The organism is Streptomyces sp. SID10853, assembly GCF_010548145.1.
Lineage (GTDB): Bacteria > Actinomycetota > Actinomycetes > Streptomycetales > Streptomycetaceae > Streptomyces.
This window is the reverse complement of record NZ_JAAGLN010000225.1, coordinates 1-11,503: the sequence shown is the minus strand read 5'-3', so window position 1 is coordinate 11,503 and position 11,503 is coordinate 1. Positions and strand designations below refer to the sequence as shown.

Below are 11,503 nucleotides of genomic sequence, written 5' to 3'. Positions count from 1 at the left end.
GTCGCGCCCACCCCGGGGCGGGCCGTCGCGGCAGCCGGGTCCGGAGCGGTGGCCGGGTCCGGAGCGGTGGCCGCCGGGCCGGCCTGCTCGCCGAGCACCCCGAGCACGCCCTCCCCGTACGTCGCGAGCTTCTTCTCGCCGAGGCCGCCGATCCCGCCCAGCTCACCGAGCGTGGCGGGGCGCACCATGGCGATCTCCCGCAGCGTCGCGTCATGGAAGATCACATACGCCGGGACGCCCTGCTCCTTGGCCTGCTTGCCGCGCCAGGTCCGCAGCGCCTCGAAGACCGGCACCGCGTCCGCCGGGAGGTCGGCCGCCGCGGCCGCCGCCCTGGCCTTCTTCTCGCCCTTGGCGGCCCGGGCCACCGCGACCTTCTCCGGCTCCTTGCGCAGCCGGACGCTGGTCTCCGCCGAGAGCACGGACCCACTGGTGCCGGTCAGCACGAGCGTGCCGTACTCCCCCTCGACCGCCAGCAGCCCCTGGGCCAGCAACTGCCGCACCACGCCCCGCCACTGGGCCTCCGGCAGGTCATCGCCGATACCGAAGACGGTGAGCTGGTCGTGGTCGAACTGGATGACCTTGGCCGTCCTGCGGCCGAGCAGGATGTCGATGATCTGGCCCGCGCCGAACTTCTGCCGGCGTTCGCGCTCCAGCCGTACCACCGTCGACAGCACCTTCTGCGCCGCCACCGTCCCGTCCCAGGTCTCGGGCGGGCTGAGGCAGGTGTCGCAGTTGCCGCAGGCGGGGGCCGCCGCCTCCTGGCCGAAGTACTGGAGGAGCTGGGCGCGGCGGCAGCCGGCCGTCTCGCAGAGCGCGAGCATCGCGTCGAGGTGGGCCGCGGCCCGGCGGCGGAACACCTCGCCGCCGTCGCCGCTCTGGATCATCTTCCGCTGCTGCACGACGTCCTGGAGGCCGTACGTCATCCAGGCCGTGGACGGCAGTCCGTCCCGCCCGGCGCGCCCGGTCTCCTGGTAGTACCCCTCCACCGACTTGGGGAGGTCCAGGTGGGCGACGAACCGGACGTCCGGCTTGTCGATCCCCATCCCGAAGGCGATCGTCGCGACCACGACGAGGCCGTCCTCCCGCAGGAAGCGCGACTGGTGGACGGCGCGGGTGCCCGCGTCGAGCCCCGCGTGGTAGGGCACGGCCTCCACGCCGTTCTTGCAGAGGTAATCGGCGGTCCGCTCGACGGAGGCGCGGGACAGGCAGTAGACGATTCCGGCGTCCCCCGCGTGCTCCTCCTTGAGGAAGGCGAGCAGCTGCTTCTTGGGGTCGTTCTTGGGGACGATCCGGTACTGGATGTTGGGCCGGTCGAAGCCCGCCACGAAGTGCCGGGCGTCCGGCATCCCGAGCCGCTCGGTGATCTCCTGGTGGGTGGCGCGGGTGGCGGTGGCCGTCAGGGCGATGCGCGGGACATCGGGCCAGCGCTCGCCGAGCAGGGAGAGCGCCAGATAGTCGGGGCGGAAGTCGTGTCCCCAGCTGGCGACGCAGTGCGCCTCGTCGATGGCGAACACGGAGATCTTCGCGCGGCTCAGCAGGGAGAGCGTGGCCTCGACCCGCAGCCGCTCGGGCGCCAGATAGAGCAGGTCCAGCTCACCGGCGAGCAGCTCGGCCTCCACGGTGCGGCGCTCGTCGAAGTCCTGCGTGGAGTTCATGAAGCCGGCCCGCACACCGAGGGCGCGCAGTGCGTCCACCTGGTCCTGCATCAGCGCGATCAGCGGTGAGATCACCACGCCCGTACCTGGTCTGACCAGGGCGGGGATCTGGTAGCAGAGGGACTTCCCGCCACCGGTGGGCATCAGCACGACGGCGTCCCCGCCGTCCACCACCTGCCCGATGATCTCTTCCTGCTCGCCGCGGAAGGCGTCGTACCCGAAGACCCGGTGCAGGGTGCTGAGCGCCTCGCTCTCCGCGCCCCGCGCGTGCGTGGTCCGCTCTGTCTGCTCCGTACGCTCGGCCACTGCCTCGCCACTCCCGCTCATCGTTCCGCCCCGCGCTGTGTCCCGCGTCCTGTCCCGCGTTCCATCGTGCCGTCCCCCGTCGCGCTGGTCCCGTGCATCCTGCCGGTCACTTCTCCCACGATAGGGTCCCGCACCGACATCCCCGGACACAGCGGTGTACCGCGGGGTGCACCCGCCCCGGCCACCCGGTACGAGAGCCTCCGTGACCATGCCACCGTATGAAAGCCGTCGTACGGGAGCCGCCGCACGAACGCCGTCGGGCGGGCCGGGGACGCCCGGCCCGCCCGACGGCGGAGATCGTGGGGAAACGGCCCGGCGGCTACCGGGCGAAGGCCCCCGCCTGTCCTGCCAGGTCCAGGAAGTACTGCGGGGCGAGCCCCAGGACCAGCGTGACCGCGACACCCACGGCGATCGTCGTCATCGTCAGCGGCGACGGCACGGCGACGGTCGGGCCGTCCGCCTTCGGCTCGCTGAAGAACATCAGCACGATGACCCGGATGTAGAAGAACGCGGCGATGGCGGACGAGATCACACCGACCACGACAAGACCGCCGGCCCCGCCGTCGGCCGCCGCCTTGAACACGGCGAACTTCCCGCTGAAACCGCTGGTCAGCGGGATGCCCGCGAAGGCGAGCAGGAAGATGGCGAAGACCGCGGCCACCAGCGGTGAACGCCGCCCGAGCCCGGCCCACTTGGAGAGGTGGGTGGCCTCGCCGCCCGCATCCCGCACCAGCGTGACCACGGCGAAGGCGCCGATCGTCACGAACGAGTACGTCACCAGGTAGAAGAGGACCGAGCTGATGCCCTCAGGGGTGGTGGCGATGACACCGGCCAGGATGAACCCGGCGTGCGCGATGGACGAGTACGCCAGCATCCGCTTGATGTCGGTCTGGGTGATCGCGACGATCGCACCGCCCAGCATGGTGATGATCGCGACGGCCCACATGACCGGCCGCCAGTCCCAGCGCATCCCGGGCAGCACCACGTACAGCAGCCGCAGCAGCGCGCCGAACGCGGCGACCTTGGTGGCTGCCGCCATGAAGCCGGTGACCGGGGTCGGCGCGCCCTGGTAGACGTCCGGGGTCCACATGTGGAACGGCACGGCGCCGACCTTGAAGAGCAGCCCGAGCAGGATCATCGCGCCGCCGATGAGCAGCAGCGCGTCGTTGCCCATGGTGTCGGCGAGCGCCGGGTCGACGTTCTGCACGGTGCCGTCGACCACGTCGGCGATCCGGGCGTACGAGACGGAGCCCGCGTATCCGTAGAGCAGGGCGATCCCGAAGAGCAGGAAGGCCGAGGAGAACGCCCCGAGCAGGAAGTACTTCACGGCCGCTTCCTGCGACATCAGCCGCTTGCGGCGGGCGACGGCGCAGAGCAGGTAGAGCGGCAGGGAGAAGACCTCCAGCGCCACGAAGAGCGTCAGCAGATCGTTGGCGGCGGGGAAGACGAGCATGCCGCCGATGGCGAACAGGGCGAGCGGGAAGACCTCGGTGGTGGTGAACCCGGCCTTGACGGCTTCCTTCTCGCTGTCGCTGCCCGGTACGGCCGCGGCCTGTGCCGCGAAGGAGTCCGTGCGGTTGCCGTGCACCTCCGGGTCGAGCCTGCGCTCGGCGAAGGTGAAGACCGCCACCAGGGATGCCAGCAGGATGGTGCCCTGGAGGAAGAGCGCGGGCCCGTCGACCGCGATCGCGCCCATCGCCGCGATGTGCGCCTTGGTCGAGCCGTATCCGCCGGCCGCCAGCGCGACGACCGCCGCGAAGGAGGCGACGACCGCGACGACGGTGAGGAACACCTGGGCGTAGTAGCGGCCCCTGCGCGGTACGAACGCTTCGACGAGGACGCCCAGCATGGCCGCACCGAGGATGATCAGCACGGGGGTGAGCTGTGCGTACTCGATGTGCGGGGTCGGGATCTTGCCGATGGGGCTCGCCCCCGTTGTCCACAGGCTGTGGACAGCTGTTGCGCTCACTTCGCGGCCTCCACTGTGGGCTGGGGGTCCTTCTTCTGGACGTCGGACATGGTGTGCTTCACGGCCGGGTCGACGATCTCCGTCAGCGGCTTCGGATAGACGCCGAGGAAGACCAGCAGCGCGATCAGCGGCAGCACGACGACGAGTTCACGGACCTTCAGGTCCGCCATGCCCTGCACCGTCGCCTTGACCGGCCCTGTCATCGTGCGCTGGTAGAGCACGAGGACGTACAGCGCGGCCAGCACGATGCCGACCGTCGCGATGATCCCGGCGGCCGGGTAGGCGCTGAACGTGCCGACCAGGACGAGGAATTCACTGACGAACGGGGAGAGGCCGGGCAGCGAAAGCGTGGCCAGGCCGCCGATCAGGAAGGTCCCGGCGAGGACCGGGGCCACCTTCTGCACCCCGCCGTAGTCGGCGATGAGCCGCGAGCCGCGCCGCGAGATCAGGAAGCCGGCCACCAGCATCAGGGCGGCCGTGGAGATCCCGTGGTTGACCATGTAGAGCGTCGCGCCCGACTGGCCCTGGGTGGTCATCGCGAAGATGCCCAGGATGATGAAGCCGAAGTGCGAGACGGACGCATAGGCGATCAGCCGCTTGATGTCGCGCTGGCCGACCGCGAGCAGCGCGCCGTAGACGATGCTGATCAGCGCGAGCACCAGGATCACCGGGGTGGCCCACTTGCTGGCCTCCGGGAAGAGCTGGAGGCAGAAGCGCAGCATCGCGAACGTGCCGACCTTGTCGACCACGGCGGTGATCAGCACGGCGACCGGGGCGGTCGCCTCGCCCATGGCGTTGGGCAGCCAGGTGTGCAGCGGCCAGAGCGGCGCCTTCACCGCGAACGCGAAGAAGAAGCCGAGGAAGAGCCAGCGTTCGGTGCCGGTCGCCATGTGCAGCGAGCCGTTGGCCCGCGCGGCGGCGATCTCCTGGAGGGAGAAGTTCCCCGCGACCACATAGAGGCCGATGACAGCGGCCAGCATGAGCAGGCCGCCGACCAGGTTGTAGAGGAGGAACTTGACCGCCGCGTACGAGCGTTGGGTCGCCGCCGCCTCGTCGCCGCCGGCGTGTGCCCGGTCCCCGAAGCCGCCGATGAGGAAGTACATCGGGATGAGCATGGCTTCGAAGAGGATGTAGAAGAGGAAGACGTCGGTGGCCTCGAAGGAGAGGATCACCATCGCCTCGACGGCCAGGATCAGGGCGAAGAAGCCCTGCGTGGGGCGCCACCGGGAGCTGTGTGTTTCCAGGGGGTCGGCGTCGTGCCACCCCGCGAGGATCACGAACGGGATGAGCAGCGCCGTCAGGGCGAGCATCACCAGGCCGATGCCGTCCACGCCCAGCTCGTACCGGACGCCGAAGTCCTTGATCCAGGCGTGCGATTCGGTGAGCTGGTAGCGGGCGCCGCCGGGGTCGAAGCGGACGAGCTGCACGGCTCCCAGGGCGAGGGTGCCGAGCGAGAAGAGCAGCGCGAGCCACTTCGCCGCGGTGCGCCGGGCGGCCGGGACCGCGGCGGTGGCGATCGCACCGACCGCCGGGAGCGCGGCGGTCGCCGTCAGGAGGGGAAAGGACATGGTGATCAGACCGCCCTCATCAGCAGGGTCGCGGCGACGAGGATCACTGCGCCGCCGAACATCGAGGCCGCGTAGGAGCGGGCGTAGCCGTTCTGCAGTCTGCGCAGCCGGCCCGAGATTCCGCCGACCGATGCGGCCGTGCCGTTGACGACGCCGTCCACCAGGGAGTGGTCGAGGTAGACCAGCGACCTGGTGAGGTGCTCGCCGCCGCGGACCAGGACCACGTGGTTGAAGTCGTCCTGGAGCAGGTCGCGCCGGGCCGCGCGGGTGAGCAGCGAGCCCTTGGGGGCGACCGCGGGCACGGGCCTGCGTCCGTAGACGAGCCAGGCGATGGCGACGCCGATGACCAGGACCACCATCGTCCCGGCGGTGACGGCGCCCGCGCTGACCGGTGAATTGCCCTCGGAGTGGCCGGTGATGGGCTCCAGCCAGTGCAGGAAGCGGTTCCCGATACCGAAGAACGCACCGGCGAAGACCGAGCCGAACGCAAGGATGATCATGGGGATGGTCATCGACCTGGGCGACTCGTGCGGGTGCGGCTCATGGCCCTCCGCGTCCGGCACCCAGCGCTTCTCGCCGAAGAACGTCATCAGCATGACCCGCGTCATGTAGAAGGCGGTGATGCCGGCGCCCAGCAGGGCCGCGCCGCCGAGGATCCAGCCCTCGGTGCCGCCCTTCGCGAAGGCCGCCTCGATGATCTTGTCCTTGGAGAAGAAGCCGGAGAGGCCGGGGAAGCCGATGATCGCGAGATAGCCGAGGCCGAAGGTCACGAACGTCACCGGCATGTACTTCCGCAGGCCGCCGTACTTCCGCATGTCCACCTCGTCGTTCATGCCGTGCATGACCGATCCGGCGCCGAGGAAGAGCCCGGCCTTGAAGAAGCCGTGGGTGACGAGGTGCATGATCGCGAAGGCGTATCCGATCGGGCCGAGACCCGCCGCCATGATCATGTAGCCGATCTGCGACATCGTCGAGCCCGCGAGGGCCTTCTTGATGTCGTCCTTCGCGCAACCGACGATCGCCCCGAAGAGCAGCGTCACCGCGCCGACCACCACGACGGCGAGCTGCGCGGTGGGTGCGGCGTTGAAGATCGCCCCGGAGCGGGTGATGAGGTAGACGCCCGCGGTCACCATCGTCGCCGCGTGGATCAGGGCCGAGACCGGGGTCGGGCCCTCCATCGCGTCACCGAGCCAGGACTGGAGCGGCACCTGCGCCGACTTGCCGCAGGCGGCGAGCAGCAGCATCAGGCCGATGGCGGTGAGCTTGCCCTGGGACGCGCCCCCCACCGAGTGCAGGACCGGGCCGAAGGCGAAGGTCCCGAAGGTGGTGAACATCAGCATGATCGCGATCGACAGGCCCATGTCGCCGACGCGGTTGACGATGAACGCCTTCTTGGCCGCCGTCGCCGCGGACGGCTTGTGCTGCCAGAAGCCGATCAGCAGGTACGAGGCGAGACCGACGCCCTCCCAGCCGACGTACAGCAGGAGGTAGTTGTCGGCGAGGACCAGCAGCAGCATCGCCGCGAGGAAGAGATTCAGATAGCCGAAGAAGCGGCGGCGCCGCTCGTCGTGCTCCATGTAGCCGATCGAGTAGATGTGGATCAGCGTGCCCACACCGGAGATCAGCAGGACGAAGGTCATCGACAGCTGGTCGAGCTGGAAGGCGGCGTCGGCCTTGAAGCCGGCCACCGGGATCCAGCTGAACAGGTGCTGGTGCAGGGTGCGGTGGTCCGCGGCCTTGCCCAGCATGTTCACGAAGAGGACGGCCGCCAGCACGAAGGACGCGCCGGCGAGCACCGTGCCCAGCCAGTGGCCGGCCCGGTCGAACCGACGTCCACCGCAGAGCAGTACCGCCGCTCCGAGCAAAGGCGCTGCGATCAGCAGCGCAATCAAGTTCTCCACTGTTCAGCGACCCCTTACAGCTTCATCAGGCTGGCGTCGTCGACCGAGGCCGAGTGGCGGGAACGGAAGAGCGACACGATGATCGCGAGCCCGACCACGACCTCCGCGGCGGCAACGACCATCGTGAAGAAGGCGATGATCTGGCCGTCCAGGTTTCCGTGCATACGGGAGAAGGCGACGAACGCGAGGTTGCAGGCGTTGAGCATCAGCTCCACGCACATGAAGACCACGATGGCGTTGCGCCTGATCAGCACCCCGGCCGCGCCGATGGTGAACAACAGCGAGGCGAGATACAGATAGTTGACCGGATTCACTTCGCCTCCTCCTCTTCGCGATCGCGCTGGTCGCGGTCGTCGGCGATCCCGGCGTCGTGGCCGTGGCCCGACATACGGCCGAGCCGCTCCTCGGAGCGCTGCTCCAGCGCCCTGAGGTCCGCCATGGCCTCGCTCGACACATCGCGGATCTGGCCGCGCCGGCGCAGGGTCTGCATGACGGTGAGCTCGGACGGGGTCCCGTCCGGGAGCAGGCCCGCGACGTCCACCGCGTTGTGCCGGGCGTAGACACCGGGGGCGGGCAGCGGTGGCAGCTGCTTGCTGCGCACCCGGTCCTCGGACAACTGCCGCTGGGTTTTCGCCTGTTCGGTGCGCTCCCGGTGGGTGAGCACCATCGCCCCGACGGCCGCGGTGATGAGCAGCGCGCCGGTGATCTCGAAGGCGAAGACGTACTTGGTGAAGATGAGGGCGGCGAGGCCCTGCACATTGCCGTTGGCGTTCGCCTTGCCCAGGCCGGTGAAGCTCTTGAGCGAGGCGTTGGCGATGCCCGCGATCAGCAGGACGCCGAAGCCGAGCCCGCAGAGCACGGCCAGCCAGCGCTGCCCCTTGATGGTCTCCTTGAGCGAGTCGGCCGCGGTGACGCCGACCAGCATGACCACGAAGAGGAAGAGCATCATGATCGCGCCGGTGTAGACGACGATCTGGACGATGCCCAGGAAGTACGCGCCGTTGGCGAGGTAGAAGACCGCGAGGACGATCATGGTCCCGGCGAGGCTCAGCGCGCTGTGCACGGCACGTCGCATCAGTACGGTCGAGAGGGCGCCGATCACCGCGACCGTACCCAGCACCCAGAACTGGACGGCCTCACCGGTGGAGGTCAGGTAGTTCACGCCTGCGCTCCCTCGTTCGGGGCGGGGTCGCCCGCACCGGCCGCCGTCTCGCCCTTGGACACGGCGACCTGGCGGACCGTGCCGGGGGCTGCCTCGGTCACCAGGCCGCGGTAGTAGTCCTGTTCGTCGGTGCCCGGGAAGATCGAGTGCGGCGAGTCGACCATGCCCTCGTCCAGGCCGGCGAGCAGCTGCTCCTTGGTGTAGATCAGATTGGCGCGGCTGCTGTCGGCGAGCTCGAACTCGTTGGTCATCGTCAGCGCCCTGGTGGGGCACGCCTCGATGCAGAGTCCGCACAGGATGCAGCGGGCGTAGTTGATCTGGTAGACGCGGCCGTACCGCTCGCCCGGGGAGTAGCGCTCCTCCTCGGTGTTGTCCGCGCCCTCCACATAGATCGCGTCGGCCGGACAGGCCCAGGCGCACAGCTCGCACCCGATGCACTTCTCCAGCCCGTCCGGATGCCGGTTGAGCTGGTGCCGCCCGTGGAAGCGCGGCGCCGTCGTCTTCTCCTGCTCCGGGTACTGCTCGGTCAGCCGCTTCTTGAACATGGCCTTGAAGGTCACGCCGAAGCCGGCCACCGGGTTCTGCCAAGGAGTCTTGTCCTTCGGGGTGTCGTCCCCGGAACCCTCAGTAGAGCGGTCAGGCATCGCCGGCCTCCTTTCCGTCACTCACAGTGTCCACGCCACCACTGACAATCAGCTCCCGCTCCGCGCGTGAAGGCCGCCGGGGTACGGGTGGAAGGGTCTGTCCGGGCAGGGGCGGCACCGGGAAGCCGCCCGCCATCGGGTCGAAGGCCGGGCCGGGGCCCGCGGCTTCGTCGGCGGCCCGCTCCTGCTTCTCCTGCTTGTCGCGGAAGATGTCGTAGACGAAGGAGAGCAGCAGGATCGCCACGACGGCCCCGGCTCCGTAGAGCACGATCCGGGAGTAGTCGTAGTTGTCGTTGCGCAGGGCCCGGACGGTCGCGACCAGCATCAGCCAGACGACGGAGACCGGGATGAGGACCTTCCAGCCGAGCTTCATCAGCTGGTCGTAGCGCACGCGTGGCAGCGTGCCGCGCAGCCAGATGAAGAAGAAGAGGAGCAGCTGGACCTTGATGACGAACCAGAGCATCGGCCACCAGCCCTGGTTCGCGCCCTCCCAGAAGGTGGAGATCGGCCACGGGGCCCGCCAGCCGCCCAGGAAGAGCGTCGCGGAGACCGCCGAAACGGTGACCATGTTGACGTACTCGGCCAGCATGAACATCGCGAACTTGATGGACGAGTACTCGGTGTTGAAGCCGCCGACCAGGTCGCCCTCGGACTCCGGCATGTCGAACGGGGCGCGGTTGGTCTCACCGATCATCGTGACGATGTAGATGATGAAGGAGACCGGCAGCAGCACGATGAACCAGCGGTCCTTCTGCGCGTCCACGATCGCCGACGTCGACATCGACCCCGAGTAGAGGAAGACCGAGGCGAACGCGGCGCCCATCGCGATCTCGTAGCTGATCATCTGCGCGCAGGAGCGGAGCCCGCCGAGCAGCGGGTACGTCGACCCGGACGACCAGCCCGCCAGCACGATGCCGTAGATGCCGACCGAGGCGACCGCGAGGATGTAGAGCATCGCGATCGGCAGGTCGGTGAGCTGCATCGTCGTACGGTGGCCGAAGATCGACACCTCGTTGTCCGCGGGGCCGAAGGGGATCACCGCGATCGCCATGAAGGCGGGTACGGCGGCGACGATCGGCGCGAGGACGTAGACGAACTTGTCGGCCCGTTTGACGATCAGGTCTTCCTTGAGCATCAGTTTGATGCCGTCGGCGAGCGACTGGAGCATGCCCCAGGGGCCGTGCCGGTTGGGGCCGATGCGCAGCTGCATCCAGGCGACGACCTTGCGCTCCCACACGATGGAGAAGAGCACAGTGATCATCAGGAAGGCGAAGCAGAACACGGCCTTGATGACAACCAGCCACCAGGGGTCCCGGCCGAACATCGACAGGTCCTCGGTCGCCGCGAGGTAGTAGTTCGTCACGCCTCCACCTCCGTCGTGGCCGCGGGTGCGGCGGGTGCGGGCGGTGCGGCGGAGATCCGCACCAGTTCGCCGGGGCGGGCGCCGGTGTCGCGCAGGACGCCGCCGCCCGTCGAGTTCAGCGGCAGCCAGACCACCCGGTCGGGCATCTCGGTCACCTGGAGCGGCAGTTGTACGTCGCCCGCGGGCCCGGTGACGGCGAGGAGGTCGCCGTCCTTGACGCCGGTCTCACCGGCGGTCGTGGCCGACAGCCGGGCGACCGCCGCGTGCCGGGTGCCGGCCAGCGCGTCGTCGCCCTGCTGGAGCAGCCCCTGGTCGAGCAGCAGCCGGTGCCCGGCGAGTACGGCCTCGCCGTCGGACGGGCGGGGCAGCGCGCCGGCCGTGCCGGCCGGGTCGCCCGCGTGCTGTCCGGTCCAGGCGCCGAGCCGGTCCATCTCGTCGCGTACGGACTTGATGTCCGGCAGCGCGAAGTGGACGTCCAAGGCGTCGGCCAGCATGTGCAGCACCCGTGAGTCGGCCGGGGCCAGGGTGCGGGTCATCTGCTCGGGCTTGAGCGACGCCTCGAAGAGCCGCGCCCTGCCCTCCCAGTTGAGGAAGGTGCCCGCCTTCTCCGCGGCCGCCGCCACCGGGAGGACCACGTCGGCCCGGTCGGTGACCGCGCTGGGCCGCAGTTCCAGCGACACCAGGAACCCGACCTTGTCGAGGGCCTCTTCGGCGCGGGCCGGATCGGGGAGGTCGGCGGTCTCGACTCCCGCCACGAGCAGGGCGCCGAGTTCGCCGGTGGCGGCCGCTTCGATGATCTGTCCGGTGTCCCGGCCGAAGTGGTGCGGGAGTTCGCGTACGCCCCAGACCGCCGCCACCTCGTCGCGGGCCCGCGGATCGGTGGCGGGGCGGCCGCCGGGCAGCAGCGCGGCGAGCGCGCCCGCTTCGACGGCGCC

Annotated in this window: 9 protein-coding genes; all 9 read right to left on the bottom strand. The window is 69.6% G+C overall.

Annotated features, from left to right (window positions below; all coding sequences use genetic code 11):
* Nucleotides 1-1,982, bottom strand: a 1,982-nt coding sequence (gene recQ, locus G3I19_RS29460; protein ID WP_164266769.1) for a DNA helicase RecQ, incomplete at its 3' end; no start/stop codon positions are given.
* 298 nt (nucleotides 1,983-2,280) lie between these two features.
* Nucleotides 2,281-3,930 carry an NADH-quinone oxidoreductase subunit NuoN gene (gene nuoN / locus G3I19_RS29455; protein ID WP_164266768.1) on the bottom strand — a complete coding sequence of 550 codons (1,650 nt, stop codon included), beginning with the start codon at nucleotides 3,928-3,930 and terminating at the stop codon, nucleotides 2,281-2,283.
* Nucleotides 3,927-5,498: an NADH-quinone oxidoreductase subunit M gene (locus tag G3I19_RS29450; RefSeq protein ID WP_164266767.1), complete on the bottom strand. Its 1,572-nt coding sequence runs from the start codon at nucleotides 5,496-5,498 to the stop codon at nucleotides 3,927-3,929. Before G3I19_RS29450 ends, nuoN begins: the two co-directional genes overlap by 4 nt.
* 5 nt (nucleotides 5,499-5,503) lie before the next feature.
* Nucleotides 5,504-7,399 carry an NADH-quinone oxidoreductase subunit L gene (gene nuoL, locus G3I19_RS29445; RefSeq protein WP_164266766.1) on the bottom strand — a complete coding sequence of 632 codons (1,896 nt, stop codon included), beginning with the start codon at nucleotides 7,397-7,399 and terminating at the stop codon, nucleotides 5,504-5,506.
* A gap of 14 nt (nucleotides 7,400-7,413) precedes the next feature.
* The gene (gene nuoK, locus G3I19_RS29440) at nucleotides 7,414-7,713 is read right to left on the bottom strand and encodes an NADH-quinone oxidoreductase subunit NuoK (protein ID WP_129773108.1); all 300 of its coding nucleotides are present in this window, start codon (nucleotides 7,711-7,713) and stop codon (nucleotides 7,414-7,416) included.
* Complete coding sequence (locus tag G3I19_RS29435) at nucleotides 7,710-8,561, bottom strand: NADH-quinone oxidoreductase subunit J (protein WP_164266765.1); 852 nt, start codon at nucleotides 8,559-8,561, stop codon at nucleotides 7,710-7,712. Before G3I19_RS29435 ends, nuoK begins: the two co-directional genes overlap by 4 nt.
* Complete coding sequence (nuoI, locus tag G3I19_RS29430) at nucleotides 8,558-9,205, bottom strand: NADH-quinone oxidoreductase subunit NuoI (protein ID WP_164266764.1); 648 nt, start codon at nucleotides 9,203-9,205, stop codon at nucleotides 8,558-8,560. The genes G3I19_RS29435 and nuoI overlap by 4 nt, the downstream gene beginning before the upstream one ends.
* Nucleotides 9,198-10,529 (bottom strand): NADH-quinone oxidoreductase subunit NuoH, encoded by a 1,332-nt coding sequence (gene nuoH / locus G3I19_RS29425; protein ID WP_239074914.1) that lies wholly within the window; start codon nucleotides 10,527-10,529, stop codon nucleotides 9,198-9,200. Before nuoH ends, nuoI begins: the two co-directional genes overlap by 8 nt.
* Before the next feature lie 35 nt (nucleotides 10,530-10,564).
* Nucleotides 10,565-11,503, bottom strand: a 939-nt coding sequence (locus G3I19_RS29420; protein ID WP_164266762.1) for a molybdopterin-dependent oxidoreductase, incomplete at its 5' end; no start/stop codon positions are given.